A 14,167-nucleotide genomic window follows, 5' to 3' on the forward strand; every position below is an offset into this window, starting at 1 on the left:
GAGACTGGTTGATCGACATGCTGCGCCAGCCTGGCTTTTCCGCTAACGCTCAGTCAGGCGAGTCGTTTGCCCGGGACCGATCGAACCGTCGCGCCTTTCGGGGATTGATCTTGGCAAGGCTCTTGCTAGCGAGCCTGGGCGAGCGATTGGAGATGCCGGCCGGATGCTGGAATTCGAAGGGCGCGGCTTGCGTCGGATCAGGGTGCTGCGGCCGCCGCAGATGTCGAGCTGGACGCGCGAGGCTGCTGGCCAGCCGGCGCTCGCCAGCACGCCGCCGGCCGCGGAGCTCAGGATCGCCTCCTACAACATCCACAAGGCCGTGGGCCGCGATCGCCGCTTCGATCCTGACCGGATCATCGAGGTGATCCGCCAGATCGACGCCGATGTCGTGGCGCTGCAGGAGGCTGACCAGCGCTTCGGCGAGCGCTCCGGGCTGCTCGACCTTGCCCGCCTCGAGCGTCGCACCGGCCTGAAGCCGGTGCCGGTACAGAGCGCCTGGCAGGGCCATGGCTGGCACGGCAATGTCGTGCTCTTCCGCGATGGGGCTGTGACCGCGACGCGCCAGCTCGTCCTGCCCGGTGTCGAGCCGCGCGGAGCGCTGATCGCCGATCTCACGGTCTGCGGCTCGCCGATCCGGGTGGTCGCGGCGCATCTCGGGCTGCTGCGCCATTCGCGCTCGCGCCAGGTCGAGACGCTGATCAACGCCTCCAAGCCGACGGATGGGCGCCCGATCTTCCTGATGGGCGACCTCAACGAATGGCGGATCGGCAAGAAGTCGAGCCTGCACGGGCTGGCGCCGAAGTTCGGGCCGCTGCAGGCGGCGATCCCGAGCTTCCCGGCGCGCTTCCCGATCTGGGCGCTCGACCGCATCGTCGCCTATCCCGCCGAGACGATCACGCAGGTCCAGCTGCACGACACCGAATTGTCGCGGTTGGCCTCCGATCACCTGCCGATCAAGGCGGTTGTGCATCTGCCGGGCGAGGATCGCCAGGCGCATTAGAGCAATCTGTCGGCTGAGAGCGGGCGGGCTACTAATCGGCTTGACGATTTTAAATAGGAGTCCTATTCAATAGACATGTCGTTCTTCGATGCCAGCTCCGAACCCCTGCCGCGCCGTCTCCGGGATGGGCTGGAGCGGCTGGCGAGCGTGCTGAAGGCTGATCAGTGGTCGGCGGCCAATGCGGCCGGGCTCAACCCGACCCAGGCCCATGTCCTCTCATTCCTGGCCGGTCGCGGTGAAGCGGGAATGCGGGTCAAGGCGATCGCCGAGCATCTCGGCGTGACGCAACCGACCGCGACGGATTCGATCGCGGCGTTGGAGCGCAAGCGGCTGATCACCAAGGGGCCGGATGCCAGCGATGCGCGCGCCGTCGCGGTACGGGTCACCGAGGCAGGACGCGATGCGGTCAAGGCGATCGGGCTTTCCATCATGGCGACCGATACTGCGTTGGCTGGCCTGTCCGCCGCCGAGCAGGCCGATCTGCTCCTGCTCGTCGTCAAGCTGATCCGCTCGCTGCAGATTGCAGGCGCCCTGCCGGAGCAACGGACATGCGTGACCTGTCGCCATTTCCAGCCGAATGCCCATCCCGGCACTGACATGCCGCATCATTGCGCCTTCGCGAACGCCGCTTTCGGGACCCGGCATCTCCGGCTCGATTGCGGCGAGCATGAAACCGCGGAGCCGTCCGCCCAGGCTGCCACCTGGCGGGCTTTCACAAGGGCTTCCGCACCCCTCCAGACGAACCGCTAGGAAGGATCAAACACCATGAAGAGTTTTGGGCTGCGGGGCATCGGCCTCGCCGCAACGGCCGCGCTGTGCCTGGCCGGCGCCGCCGGGGCATATGAGATCAAGAGCGCCGGCAATCAGGCCGTGCAGGCCTCGTCCGACATCGTCGAGACGAGGATCACCACCGATCACGGCCATGCAATCTTCCGCAGCCGCCTGCGTGGCGATGCCGGCGCCGCCAAGCCCGCCGCGACCGGCAAGTTCGCCGGCTCCGAGGTCTATGCCTATGTCTGGCCGACCTCGCTCGACAGCGCCGAGGTCGGCTTCGACAAGGGCCAGGGCATCGTCGCGCTCGCCGTGACCTTCCACCCCGATTTCGACGACGGCGCCAAGGGTGCCAGGAATCGCGACGTCTGGCACCCGCACTGGGTCGTGCTGGCCGAGGACAAGGCCTGCGGTGGCGGGCTGAAGGTGCGCGATATTCCCGATGGGGCAAAGCCACGTGTGCCCGAGACCTGGCCCGGCGTGCCGCTCCTGATCGACAGCCCGGCCTACAAGACCGCGCTTTCCGGCAGCGTGGTCGAGGTCCATGTGCCGCTCGACAAGCTCGGGGCGCTGAAGGGCGCCTCCTTCGACGGCGTCACCGCAGGCCTGCGCGTCAACGCCAACCTGCATGCGCCGCTGCTCTGCGTCGCCAATGTCTTCAAGGTCGCCTCGGGCAATCTCAGCCTGCCCGGCAAGGTCGCGCCGGCGAAGTGACGCCGGCAGATATCCGCCGGCGATCCGACCGGATGGGCGGCGCGTCGACTGCCATCGGCGCACCGCCCGGTTTCCCCCTCCAGACGATAGAGAAGGACCATCATCATGACATGGATCAACCTGACCGATCCAGCCGCCGCGTCGGCCGAGGCCGCTCCGCTCCTCGCCGAGATCAAGAACGCCTTCGGCGTGACGCCGAACATGTTCCGCGCCGTCGCCAATTCGCCGGCTGCGCTGGCGAGCATGTGGGGCTCTTTCGGCGCGCTGGGCGGCGGCCGCCTCGGCGCCAAGCTCGGCGAGCAGATTGCGGTTGCGATCGCCGACCGCAACGCCTGCAACTACTGCCTCGCCGCCCATACTGCGCTCGGCCGCAAGGCCGGTGCCAGCGCTGCCGAGATGAGCGAGGCGCAGGCTGGTCTCTCCAGCGATCCACGCACCGCGGCGGCGCTCGCCTTCGTGCTGAAGGTCGTCGAGAACCGCGCCGCGATCGGCGAGGGCGATGTCGCCGCGCTACGGGCGGCCGGCTTCGACGATGGCGAGATCGTCGAGATCATGGCCCATGTCGCGCTCAACCTGTTCACCAACTACGTCAACGTCGCCTTCGACGTGCCTGTGGACTTCCCGGGCGTGAAGCTGCGGTCGGCCGCCTGACGCCGACTTGGTGACGCCGACTTGGCCGGTCCGGCGGTGCGGCATCCGCCGTGGCTGCCGGGCCGGCTTTCGGGCGCAAGGCCAGCGCCGGTCGCGGGGCAGGCTTGAGGCATCCTCAAGTGACGCCCGGATAGCGGCATGCCACGATGGGCGTCCCTATCGAGACCGGATCCTGCCCAATGATGACCGAGCCGAGCCGCGCGAAGGCCTATCGCACCCAGAACTGGAGCCTGACCAAGCCTTCGGCGCGCGGACGCAAGGGCGTCGTCGTCTCGCAGAACCACGAGGCCGCCGCCGCCGGGGCGGCGATCCTGGAAGCCGGCGGCAATGCCGCTGATGCCGCAGTCGCCACCGCCTTCGCGCTGGCGGCGGTCGAGCCCTGGAACAGCGGGCTCGGTGGCATCGGCTTCGGCGTTGTGCTCAAGGCCGGCGAAAGCAAAGCCCAGGTCGTCGATTTCGGCCCTGTCGCGCCGCGCCGCGCCGATCCGGCCGACTACCCGCTGACCGGCGCGATGAAGTTCGACCTGTTCGCCTGGCCGGAGGTCGAAGGCGATCGCAACATCCATGGACCGCTGTCCTTCTGCATCCCGTCTTCCGTCGCCGGCTACGCCAGGCTGAAGGAGACGTTCGGGACGAGCATGCCCGTTTCCGAGCTGCTTCAGCCTGCGATCGCCCTGGCCAAGCGCGGCCTGGCGCAGGACTGGTACACGACGCTGAAGATCGCCTCCTCGGCCGCGGTGCTCAGGCTCTACGAGGAGAGCGCGCGCATCTATCTGCCCGGCGGCTTGCCGCCGGTGCCGCCCTATCAGGGCGTGCCGGGCTTCCGGACGCTCGGCAATCTTGGTGCGACGCTGGAGCACCTCGCCGAAGCCGGGCTCGACGATTTCTATCGCGGCGAGCTGGCGAAGAGGCTGGCGGCCGACATCGCCGCGGTCGGCGGTGTGGTCGATGCGCAGGATCTCGCCGGTTGCCGCGCGACCGTACGCGAGGCGCCGGTGATCGACTGGCGCGGCACGCATCGCATCCATACCGCCGGCGGGCTGACGGCGGCGCCAACCCTGCAGGCGGTGGTCGAGGGCATGGCGGCAAGTCCGCCGCCGGAGGGCGGGCCGGACTCGGCCTGGTTCGCCAGGCTCTCGCAGGTGATGCGCGAAGCCTATGCCAGCCGGCTCGAAGGGCTCGGCGCGGCGCAAGCTGCGAAGGAGCCAGGCGAGACCTGCACCACGCATCTCACGGTGGTCGACGGCGAGGGCACCATCGTCGCACTGACCACGACCTTGCTCTCCTCGATGGGCAGTCGCCTCGTCCTGCCCGAGACCGGCGTGCTGATGAACAACGGCATGATGTGGTTCGACCCGCGCCCGGGCAGCGCCAATGCCATCGCGCCGGGCGCTCGCCCCTTGTGCAATATGTGCCCGGTGGTGGTGACCCCCGCCGATGGCGGCTTTCCGCGCCATGGCGCCGGCGCCTCGGGCGGGCGGCGCATCCTCGCCAGCGTCTACCAGATGCTGGCCTTCACCCTCGACAGTGGCATGAGCCTGGAGGACGCCGCGCACCAGCCGCGCATCGACGTCTCAGGTCCCGACGGGACCAGCGCCGATGCGCGCCTGCCTGATGGCACGCTCGATGCGCTGGCGGCTGCCGGACCGCTGACGGTGGTCGAGCACGGCGTGCTGCCGCTCAACTTTGCCTGCCCGAACATGGTGCGGACGGCGCAGGACGGGCAGGAAGGTATCAGCGACGCCGCTTCGCCTTGGTCGGCGGCGGTGGCAGCGAATTGAGGTAGGCGTCATGCTCGGGCCTGACCCGAGCCTCTCAGGCTGAAGGAGGCTCTGACTGGAGCCTCCTCGTTATGAGTTTCTCGGGTCGGCGCGGAGTTTATCCTTGGGCCGGCCAAAGGCCGGACCCGAGGGCGCCGCCCGAGAATGACGGCGGGCGCTACCCCCGCTTCAGCCCCCATGGATACGGCGCCGAGCCCGGCAGCATGCCGGTCAGGCCCTTGCGATAGGCCGTCTTGATGACGAACTGGCCGAGCGGGATGGTGGCGCATTCCTCCAGAGCCAGCCGCCCGAGCGCGACCGCCACCTGCTTCTGCTTGGCCTCGTCCGGCGCGTAGAGCCATTCCTCGGCCATCTCCTCGGCCTTGGCGTTGGTCCACCAGCCGAACCAGCCCTTCTCGCCCGGGCCGCGGACGATATTTGACAGCGCCGGGTTGCCCCAGCCGACGGCCGCGCCGGTGGTGTGGAAGATGCTCCAGCCACCCTTCTCGACCGGCTCGCGGCTGTTGCGGCGCTGGATCACGGTGCCCCAGTCGCTGGCGGCCATCTCGACATTCATGCCCATCGACTTCAGCAGCTCGTAGGTGACGTCGCCGAGCGGGCCGATATCGGGGAAGTCGGTCGGGTTGATGATGACGACCTTTTCGCCGTTGTAGCCGGACTCCTTCAGCGCTGCCTTGGCTTTGTCGAGGCTCTGCGGCATCAGGTCCTCGAGCTCGCCGGTGTAATAGGGCGTGCCGCGCCACCAAAGGTTCCGGCAGACCTGCCAGGCCGTGGTGTCGTCGCCCTGCGACGCCCGCATATAGTCTTCCTGGTTGACGCCCAGGCGGACCGCGGCGCGGACCTTCGGATTGTTGAAGGGCGGCTGGAGATGGTTCAGCCGCATGATCGAGCCGCGGCCGTTCTTGTCGATGACCTCGCGGACGACATCCGGGCTCTTGGCCAGCAAGGGCTGGAGGTCGGCGAGCGGGCGCTCCCACCAGTCGATCTCGCCCTTGGTCAGCGCGGCGGCTGCGGTCGCCGGGTCGGGCAGGATCGGCCATTCGATCCGCTTGAAATGCGCGACCTTGCCGCCGGCATTGCGGCTCGGCGGCTCGCTGCGCGGCTTGTAGGCCTCGTTCTTCTCGTAGACGACGCGGCTGCCCGAGACATATTCGCTGGCGACGAATTTATAGGGGCCCGAGCCGGTCATCTCGGTGACCTGCTTGGTCGCCTCGGTCTTGGCCAGGCGCTCCGGCATGATGAAGGGCGGGTTGTCGGCCTTGGCCATGCAGTCGAGCATCATCGGGAAGGGCCGGGTCAACTTGATCTCGATGGTGCGCTCGTCCGGCGCACCCCAGGCCTCAACCGCCTTAGCCAGCAACTGGCCGTAGGGGTCGCGCTGGCACCAGCGCTTCAGGCTCTCGATGCAGTCGGCCGAGCGGACCGGCTGGCCGTCATGGAAGGCAAGGCCCTCGCGCAGCTTGATCTTCCAGACCTTGCCGTCGGCGGAGATCTCGTGGCCCTCAGCCATTTGCGGCTGCGGCTTCAGGTCGAGATCGCCGCCATAGAGGGTGTCGTAGACGTAGTAGCCGTGATTGTTGGTCACGGTCGCCGTCGTCCAGATCGGATCGAGCGAGGTGAGGTTGGCTTGCGGCGCCATCTTGAGCACGGCTGCGCTCGGTGCCTGAGCCCAGGCCTCCCGGGCGAGCGCTGGAGCGAACAGGGCGGCGGCTGCCGTGCCCTGCAGGAACTGACGACGCTTCATATGGTCTCTCCCCTTTTATGATTGGTTGGTGCGGAAATTCTCCGTCATTCCGGGGCAGGCCGTAGGCCTGAGCCCGGAATCCGGAACCGAGATGTCGATCGTGAAACCTCCGGAAGCGGTATGTCCATCCTGAACGGGCATCGGTTCTGGGTTCCGGGCTCGACCCTTCGGGTCGCCCCGGAATGACAGCCTAGTCGAAGCCAAGAAAATTCGGGCTGTCCGCGAGCTTCGGCGCGGCCTTCAGCCTGGCGATGTCGGGCACGGGGCGCGCGGTCAGCGGATCACCGGCCAAGAGTGACTCGAGCGCCGCTGCAACCGCAAGCACCTTGGCGTCGCCGCCGCGCGGGCCGACGATCTGCAGGCCGAAGGGCATGCCGTTGCGGTCGAGCCCGACCGGGAGCGAGATCGCGGGATGGCCGACGATCGTCACCGCATAGGCATTCGCCAGCCAGTGAAAGTAAGTCCGCGTCGGCTTGCCGTCGATCTCAGCCGGGTAGAGCTCGGACCAGGGCCGCGGCGACAGCGTCATCGCTGGCGAGAGGATGACGTCGTAGTTTTCGAAGAAGCGCTGCCATTCATGGTAGAGCACGGTCTGCTGCTTCAGGGCTCGGGTGACGTCGAGCGCGCTGTAGCGCAGGCCTTCCTCGACATTGGCGCGGACATTGGGGCCGACCTTGTCGGGCGTCTTGATCGAGCGGTCGTGATGGCTGGCGAGGAAGGAGACGGCGCGCAGCACCTCGAAGCTCTCATCGGTGCCCGCGCAGTTCGGCGTAGTCTCGTCAGCCCGGCCGAAGACCTTGCTGAAGCGGCCGATCTTGTCGGCGAAGACCTCGCGGATGTGCTTCTCGGTCGGCGTGAAGCCGAAATCCGGGGTGATTGCGACCTTCAGCGAGGCGAGATCGCAATGGTCCGGCCGGGTGAAATCCTCGGGCCGCCTGACCTGCTTGCCATGGATCGTCGTCGCCAGCGGGTCGACGGCGTCGTCGCTGACCATGGTCGAGAGCAGCAGGCAGAGATCGGGCACGGTGCGCGCCATCGGGCCGAGCACCGAGAGCGGGTTCCAGCCTAGCGGGCGCTTGTCGCTGGGCACCAGCCCTGGCGTCGGCCGGAAGCCGACGATGCCGTTGAAGGCGGCCGGGTTGCGCAGCGAGCCACCCGTGTCCGAGCCGGTCGCGATCGGCACCATGTTGGTTGCGAGCACGACGCCCGAGCCGCCGGAGGAGCCGGCGGCCGAGCGCGAGGGATCGAACGGGTTGCCGGTGACGCCGTAGACGGCATTGCGGGTGTTGGCGCCGGCGCCCCATTCGGGCGTGTTGGTCTTGCCGACGATGACCGCGCCGGCCTTGCGCACGGAGGCGACGATGCCCTGGTCCTGCGTCGGGACATGATCGGCGAAGAGCGGGCTGCCATAGGTGGTGCGCAGGCCCGCGACGTCCTCGAGATCCTTGATGCCGATCGGCAGGCCGTGCAGCGCCGGCAAAGCGTCGCCGCGCATGGTGGCGGCATCGGCGGCCTTCGCGGTCGCTCGCGCCCGCTCGTCGTCGCGCGCCACCATGGCGTTGACGGCCGGGTCGACGGCGTCGATCCGGGCGAGGCAGCTTTCGAGCAGCTCGGTCGCCGAGAGCTTCTTCTCGCCGATCAGGCGGCGGGCGGTGACGGCATCGAGATCGCAGGGTTCGGTCACGGCAGAAAGCTCCGGCAGTCAGGGCGGGTCCGTCCTGACCCGTCCTGCCAGTCGAAGCGGCATCAGCCGCTACGTCAACCCTCGCCGGGTTGAACCCCGGCCTGCGTTCGCCTCAGATGTGCAAGGCTCAGATGTGCAAGGCGTGGCCGAGCGCCTTCAGCGCCGATTCCTGGAACGCCTCGCCCAAGGTCGGATGGGCGTGGATCGTGCCGGCGACGTCTTCGAGCCTTGCGCCCATCTCGATGGCGAGGCCGAAGGCGGCGGAGAGCTCCGAGACGCCTTGTCCGACCGCCTGGATGCCCAGCACGAGATGGTTGTCGGCCCGGGCGACGATACGGACGAAGCCGGCCTCGCCATGGCGGGTCATGGCGCGGCCATTGGCCTGGAACGGGAACTGGCCGATCTTGGTCTCGAAGCCGGCCGCCTTCGCCTCCGCCGGCGACAGGCCGGCCGAGACGATCTCGGGATCGGTGAAGCAGATCGCCGGGATGCAGGCCTTGTCCCAGATGCGCGGCTCGCCGGCGACGATCTCGGCGACCATCTCGCCCTGCGCCATGGCGCGATGGGCCAGCATAGGCTCGCCGGTGACGTCGCCGATGGCGTAGATGCCCCGCATCGAGGTCTCGCAGCGCTCGCCGATCCGGATGAAGCGGCCGTCCATGTCGAGCACGAGCTCGTCGAGGCCAAGCTTGGCCGTCGCGGGAGCGCGGCCGACCGTGACCAGGATCTTGTCGGCCGGCAGCTCGCGCTCCTTGCCGTCGGCCGTCTCGATGCGCAGGCCGTCTCCCTTGGCGGTCGGGCCGAGCGCCTTGGCTCCGAGCAGGACCTCGGCGCCGAGGGCCGAGAGGCTCTTGGCGACCGGTGCGGTCAGTTCGGCATCGTAGAGCGGCAGGATCTTGTCCTGTGCCTCGACCACGGTGACCTTGGCGCCGAGCTTGGCGAAAGCGGTGCCGAGCTCGAGCCCGATATAGCCACCGCCGACCACGACGAGGCGCTTCGGCAGTTCGGTCAGCGCGAGCGCGCCGGTCGAGGAGATGACGTTGCCGCCGAAGGGCAGGAAGGGCAGCTCGACGGGATGAGAGCCCGTCGCGATCACGATCGTCTCGGCCTTGATGGTCTTCGGCCCGGTCTCGGTCTCGACCGCGACGGTCTTGCCGTCGCGGAAGCGGGCCTGGCCGTGGACGATCTTGACTTTGGCCTTGCGCAAGAGGCCGGCGACGCCGTTGTTGAGGCGCTGGACGATGCCGTCCTTCCAGGCGATGGCCTGCTTCAGGTCGAGCTTCGGCTCGGCGGCGGTGAGGCCGAACGGCGTCTTGCCGGCGGCGGCATGGGCGGCCTTCTCGAATTCCTCGGCGACATGGATCATCGCCTTGGAGGGGATGCAGCCGACATTGAGGCAGCTGCCGCCGAGCTTGCCGCTCTCGACGATGACGGTGTCGATGCCGAGCTGCCCGGCGCGGATGGCGCAGACATAGCCGCCGGGGCCGGCGCCGATGACGAGGAGCTTGCAGGTGATGTCGGTCATGGCTTGCTCCCGCCGCTCACATGTCCACGAACAGCGTCGCCGGGGTCTCCAGCAGCTCTTTCAGCCGCTGCACGAAGACCGCCGCGTCCCAGCCGTCGATGACGCGGTGGTCGAAGCTGGAGGAGAGGTTCATCATCTTGCGCGGCACGAAGGTGGTGCCGTCCCAGACCGGACGGACCATCATCTTGTTGACGCCGACGATCGCGACCTCGGGATGGTTGATCACCGGGGTGGTGGCGATGCCGCCGAGCGCCCCGAGCGAGGTGATGGTGATGGTCGAGCCGGTGAGCTCGTCGCGCGTCGCCGAGCCGTCGCGGGCTCGTTCGGCAAGGCGGGAGAGCTCGATGGCGCAGCCCCAGAGATCACGGGCCTCGGCATGCTTGACGACCGGGACCATCAGGCCGGACGGCGCCTGCGTGGCGATGCCGATATCGATGCCGGCATGCTGGTGGACGATGCCGGCCTCGTCGTCATAGAGCGCGTTGAGGTTGGGCTGCTCGCCGAGCGCCTTGACCATGGCCCGCATCAGGAAGGGCAGTATCGTCAGCTTCGGCCGCTCGGCCGTCGGCTTCTTGTTGAGCGCGGCACGCAGGTCTTCGAGAGCGGAGACGTCGACCTCCTCGACAATCGTGATGTGCGGGATGCGCGACTTCGACAGCGCCATCTTCTCGGCGATGCGGCGGCGCAGCCCGACCACCTTTACGTCGGTGATCGCAGTCTTCGCAACGAGCCCGCCCTTGGCCGGAGCCTCGGGGCCGCGCAGGATGAAGGCGTCGATGTCCTCATGAGTGACACGGCCGGCCGGGCCGGAGCCCTGGACCTGGCGCAGGTCGATACCGGCCTCGCGCGCCTTCAGCCTGACGGCAGGCGATGCCAGCGGCTTCTCACCGACCGGACGGCGCGGCGCGGGCGTGGTGATGACAGGGGCCGGGCGGGCCGGAGCCGCCGGCTTTGGCGTCGGCATCTGCTTGGGAGCGGGCTCCGGAGCTGCCGCCGGCGTGGCCGGGGCAGCCGCAGCAGCGGGCTTTTCCTTCGGCGGCTCGACAGGCGCCTCGGCCTTGGCCGGCTCCTCGCTCGCAGTCCCGCCCGAGACCTTCAGCTTCACCAGCGCCGAGCCGATCGCGACGGTGTCGCCGATCTCGGCGCCGACCCAGGTGACCTCCCCCTCGACCGGTGAGGGAATCTCGACGGTCGCCTTGTCGGTCATCACCGCGGCGATGAGATCGTCCTCGCGGACGATGTCGCCGACCTTGACGTGCCACTCGACCAGCTCCGCCTCGGCGATGCCCTCGCCGACATCGGGCAGCTTGATGATGCGCTCGGCCATCAGCGGCTCTCCATGATGTCGCGCAGCGCGGCGCCGACGCGGCCCGGACCGGGGAAATAGGCCCATTCCTGGGCGTGCGGATAAGGCGTGTCCCAGCCGGTGACGCGCACGACCGGCGCCTCCAGGTGGTAGAAGCAGTGCTGCTGCACCAGCGCGGCCAGCTCCGCACCAAAGCCTGACGTCAGCGTCGCCTCGTGCAGGACGATGCAGCGGCCGGTCTTCGAAACCGAAGCGACGATCGCGTCGAGATCGAGCGGCAGCAGGGTGCGCAGGTCGATGATCTCGGCGTCGATGCCGGTCTCCTCGGTGGCGGCCTGCGCGACATGGACCATGGTGCCGTAGGTTACGATGGTGACGGCCTGACCCTCACGGCGGATCGCGGCCTTGCCGAGCGGGATGGTGTAATGTCCCTCGTCGACCTCGCCGAGCTCGTGCTTCGACCAGGGTGTCACCGGGCGGTCGTGATGACCGTCGAACGGCCCGTTATAGAGCCGCTTCGGTTCGAGGAAGATCACCGGATCGGGATCCTCGATCGCAGCGATCAGCAGGCCCTTGGCGTCGCGTGGATTGGACGGCACCACCGTCTTCAACCCGGCGACATGGGTGAACAGCGCTTCCGGGCTCTGGCTGTGGGTCTGGCCGCCGAAGATGCCGCCGCCGGTCGGCATGCGGATCACCATCGGGCAGGTGAAGTCGCCGGCCGAGCGGTAGCGCAGGCGCGCCGCCTCCGAGACGATCTGGTCGTAGGCCGGGTACATGTAGTCGGCGAACTGGATCTCGACGCAGGGGCGCAGGCCATAGGCCGCCATGCCGATCGCGGTGCCGACGATGCCGAGCTCGCTGATCGGCGCGTCGAAGCAGCGGTTGACGCCGTATTTCTGCTGCAGGCCGTGGGTGCAGCGGAAGACGCCGCCGAAGAAACCGACATCCTCGCCATAGACGACGACGTTGTCGTCACGGCCCATCGAGACGTCGAGGGCCGAGCGGATCGCCTCGATCATGGTCATGCGGGCCATGGCTCAGACTCCGATCTGCTGGCGCTGGCGGCGCAGATGCGGCGGCAGCTCGGCATAGACGTCCTCGAACATGTCGCGCGAGGAGGGTTTGCCGCCGGCATGCAGCGTGCCGAAGCTCTCGGCTTCCTTCTGCGCGGCGATCACGGTCGCCAGAATCTCGGCCTCGGCCTGCTTGTGGCGCTCCTCGGTCCAGGCGCCGATCGCGATCAGGTGCTGCTTCAGCCGGACGATGGGGTCGCCCAGCGGCCAGTCGTCGGATTCGTGCTTGGGCCGGTAGGCGGAAGGGTCGTCCGAGGTCGAATGCGCGCCGGCGCGATAGGTGACGTATTCGACCAGCGTCGGGCCGAGATTGCGGCGGGCCCGCTCGATCGCCCATTGCGCCACGGCGTAGGTGGCAAGGTAGTCGTTGCCGTCGACGCGCAGCGCCGGGATGCCGAAGCCGAGGCCGCGGGCGGCGAAGGTGCCGGAGCCGCCCCGCGCAATGCCCTGGAAGGTCGAGATCGCCCACTGGTTGTTGACGACGTTGAGGACGACGGGAGCCTTGTAGGTCGAGGCGAAGACGAGGGCGGCGTGGAAATCCGACTCGGCGGTCGAGCCATCGCCGACCCAGGCAGCCGCGATCTTGTTGTCGCCCTTGATCGCCGAGGCCATCGCCCAGCCCACCGCCTGGACGTATTGGGTGGTGAGGTTGCCCGAGATCGAGAAGAAGCCGTTCTCCTTGGAGGAGTACATCACCGGCAATTGCCGGCCCTTCATCGGGTCGCGCTCGTTCGAGTAGATCTGGCACATCATCTCGACGAGCGGATAATCGTGCGCGATCAGCAGCCCGGCCTGGCGATAGGTCGGGAAATTCATGTCGCCCTTGCCGAGCGCAATGCGGAAGGCGCAGGAGACCGCCTCTTCGCCGGTGTGCTGCATGTAGAACGAGGTCTTGCCCTGGCGCTGAGCCATCTGCATGCGGGCGTCGAAGGCGCGCAGCGTCAGCATGTGGCGCAGACCGCGGACCAGATCGTCCTTGGAGAGCTCGGGCACCCAGGGGCCGACCGCCTCGCCCTCGCGGTCGAGGACGCGGATGATCGAATAGGCGAGGTCGCGGATTTCCCTGGGGTCGACATCGACTGGCGGGCGCTGCACCGAGCCGGCCTTCGGGATCACGACATGGGAGAAGTCGGGCTTCTCGCCGGGGCGACTGGCCGGGACGGGAACATGGAACCGAAGCGGTGAGGGGTCTGTCATGTCCACGCTCCCTAGGCTCTAGTCCGACCCAGCATTTCGCCATGCGGCTCTCGCCGCAAGGCACGTTTGCAGGGGCGTCCGTCGAGACGCCGTCGTTATTCGGGCATGTTAGGGTGGTGACACATCGATTTCTTGCCGAAATGGCCTTGAGAATCGGCTCTGCTCGGAGGATTATTCTGCCATCTTGGCCTAGTGCGGAAAATTCACCCGATGGCGATCAAAGCGCGGCGCAGCGAGGAGCTAGACCAGATCGACCGGCGCATCCTCTCGGCCCTGAACGAGGATGGCCGGCTGACGATCAATGCGTTGGCCGAGAAGGTCGGGCTCTCACCTTCGCCATGCTGGACCCGGGTGAAGCGGCTGGAGGAGAGCGGCGCGATCGAGAAGTATGTCGCGGTGCTGAACCATCGCGCGCTCGGGCTCGACAATGTCGTCTTCATCGAGATCACGCTCGACAAGCATGACGACAAGCTCCTCGACCGCTTCGGCGAGGCGCTGGCGCGGATTCCCGAGGTGGTCGAGGCCTATCTCGTCACCGGCGACTACGACTATCTGGTCAAGGCCGTGGTCAGCGGCACCGAGCACTATGAGCGCTTCCTGCGCGAGAAGATCTACCGCCTGCCGGGCATGCGGCAGTCGCGCACGACCTTCGGCCTGCGCGCGCTGAAGCGGGCGATCTCGGTCGACCCGCTGCAGATCGCGCCGGTTTGAGCAGCCT

General features: G+C 68.0%; 12 protein-coding genes. 6 read left to right on the forward strand and 6 right to left on the reverse strand.

The window, feature by feature from the left end:
- Nucleotides 1-163: 163 nt before the first annotated feature.
- The 5 genes from AC1DS0_RS26725 to AC1DS0_RS26745 all read left to right on the forward strand — a co-directional run bounded on the left by AC1DS0_RS26725 (nt 164) and on the right by AC1DS0_RS26745 (nt 4,917).
- On the forward strand, nt 164-1,000 hold the full coding sequence (locus tag AC1DS0_RS26725) for an endonuclease/exonuclease/phosphatase family protein (RefSeq protein WP_476817255.1): 837 nt from the start codon (nt 164-166) through the stop codon (nt 998-1,000).
- A gap of 75 nt (nt 1,001-1,075) precedes the next feature.
- Nucleotides 1,076-1,750 carry a MarR family winged helix-turn-helix transcriptional regulator gene (locus tag AC1DS0_RS26730; RefSeq protein ID WP_476817256.1) on the forward strand — a complete coding sequence of 225 codons (675 nt, stop codon included), beginning with the start codon at nt 1,076-1,078 and terminating at the stop codon, nt 1,748-1,750.
- Between the two features lie 15 nt (nt 1,751-1,765).
- Entirely contained in the window at nt 1,766-2,485 is a 720-nt protein-coding gene (locus tag AC1DS0_RS26735; RefSeq protein WP_476817257.1) for a hypothetical protein, read from the forward strand.
- Nucleotides 2,486-2,590: 105 nt separating this feature from the next.
- Nucleotides 2,591-3,136: a carboxymuconolactone decarboxylase family protein gene (locus AC1DS0_RS26740; RefSeq protein ID WP_476817258.1), complete on the forward strand. Its 546-nt coding sequence runs from the start codon at nt 2,591-2,593 to the stop codon at nt 3,134-3,136.
- Nucleotides 3,137-3,318: 182 nt separating this feature from the next.
- Nucleotides 3,319-4,917: a gamma-glutamyltransferase gene (locus AC1DS0_RS26745; RefSeq protein WP_476817259.1), complete on the forward strand. Its 1,599-nt coding sequence runs from the start codon at nt 3,319-3,321 to the stop codon at nt 4,915-4,917.
- 157 nt (nt 4,918-5,074) lie between these two features.
- On the opposite strand, the gene AC1DS0_RS26750 is transcribed toward AC1DS0_RS26745, so the two are convergent.
- From AC1DS0_RS26750 to AC1DS0_RS26775, 6 genes are all read right to left on the reverse strand, one after another.
- Nucleotides 5,075-6,661, reverse strand: coding sequence for an ABC transporter substrate-binding protein (locus AC1DS0_RS26750; protein ID WP_476817260.1), 1,587 nt, complete (start codon nt 6,659-6,661; stop codon nt 5,075-5,077).
- Nucleotides 6,662-6,851: 190 nt separating this feature from the next.
- Nucleotides 6,852-8,345 carry an amidase gene (locus AC1DS0_RS26755; RefSeq protein WP_476817261.1) on the reverse strand — a complete coding sequence of 498 codons (1,494 nt, stop codon included), beginning with the start codon at nt 8,343-8,345 and terminating at the stop codon, nt 6,852-6,854.
- A gap of 127 nt (nt 8,346-8,472) precedes the next feature.
- On the reverse strand, nt 8,473-9,870 hold the full coding sequence (gene lpdA / locus AC1DS0_RS26760) for a dihydrolipoyl dehydrogenase (protein WP_476817262.1): 1,398 nt from the start codon (nt 9,868-9,870) through the stop codon (nt 8,473-8,475).
- Between the two features lie 16 nt (nt 9,871-9,886).
- On the reverse strand, nt 9,887-11,197 hold the full coding sequence (locus AC1DS0_RS26765; protein ID WP_476817263.1) for a dihydrolipoamide acetyltransferase family protein: 1,311 nt from the start codon (nt 11,195-11,197) through the stop codon (nt 9,887-9,889).
- A complete protein-coding gene (locus tag AC1DS0_RS26770; RefSeq protein WP_476817264.1) occupies nt 11,197-12,213 on the reverse strand; it encodes an alpha-ketoacid dehydrogenase subunit beta in 1,017 nt (338 codons plus the stop codon). Before AC1DS0_RS26770 ends, AC1DS0_RS26765 begins: the two co-directional genes overlap by 1 nt.
- Before the next feature lie 3 nt (nt 12,214-12,216).
- Nucleotides 12,217-13,449 (reverse strand): thiamine pyrophosphate-dependent enzyme, encoded by a 1,233-nt coding sequence (locus AC1DS0_RS26775; RefSeq protein ID WP_476817265.1) that lies wholly within the window; start codon nt 13,447-13,449, stop codon nt 12,217-12,219.
- Nucleotides 13,450-13,659: 210 nt separating this feature from the next.
- On the opposite strand from AC1DS0_RS26775, the gene AC1DS0_RS26780 reads away from it, so the two are divergent.
- Entirely contained in the window at nt 13,660-14,160 is a 501-nt protein-coding gene (locus AC1DS0_RS26780; protein WP_129157374.1) for an Lrp/AsnC family transcriptional regulator, read from the forward strand.
- The last annotated feature ends 7 nt before the right edge of the window (nt 14,161-14,167 follow it).

Source organism: Allobosea sp. P4_H5, from assembly GCF_056400825.1.

Excerpts from the sequence above, each read along its gene's own strand:
- AC1DS0_RS26725 (WP_476817255.1), top strand. The coding sequence starts at position 164 with ATGCTGGAATTCGAAGGGCGCGGCTTGCGTCGGATCAGGGTGCTGCGG.
- AC1DS0_RS26730 (WP_476817256.1), top strand. The coding sequence starts at position 1,076 with ATGTCGTTCTTCGATGCCAGCTCCGAACCCCTGCCGCGCCGTCTCCGG.
- AC1DS0_RS26735 (WP_476817257.1), top strand. The coding sequence starts at position 1,766 with ATGAAGAGTTTTGGGCTGCGGGGCATCGGCCTCGCCGCAACGGCCGCG.
- AC1DS0_RS26740 (WP_476817258.1), top strand. The coding sequence starts at position 2,591 with ATGACATGGATCAACCTGACCGATCCAGCCGCCGCGTCGGCCGAGGCC.
- AC1DS0_RS26745 (WP_476817259.1), top strand. The coding sequence starts at position 3,319 with ATGACCGAGCCGAGCCGCGCGAAGGCCTATCGCACCCAGAACTGGAGC.
- AC1DS0_RS26750 (WP_476817260.1), bottom strand. The coding sequence starts at position 6,661 with ATGAAGCGTCGTCAGTTCCTGCAGGGCACGGCAGCCGCCGCCCTGTTC.
- lpdA (WP_476817262.1), bottom strand. The coding sequence starts at position 9,870 with ATGACCGACATCACCTGCAAGCTCCTCGTCATCGGCGCCGGCCCCGGC.
- AC1DS0_RS26765 (WP_476817263.1), bottom strand. The coding sequence starts at position 11,197 with ATGGCCGAGCGCATCATCAAGCTGCCCGATGTCGGCGAGGGCATCGCC.
- AC1DS0_RS26770 (WP_476817264.1), bottom strand. The coding sequence starts at position 12,213 with ATGGCCCGCATGACCATGATCGAGGCGATCCGCTCGGCCCTCGACGTC.
- AC1DS0_RS26775 (WP_476817265.1), bottom strand. The coding sequence starts at position 13,449 with ATGACAGACCCCTCACCGCTTCGGTTCCATGTTCCCGTCCCGGCCAGT.
- AC1DS0_RS26780 (WP_129157374.1), top strand. The coding sequence starts at position 13,660 with ATGGCGATCAAAGCGCGGCGCAGCGAGGAGCTAGACCAGATCGACCGG.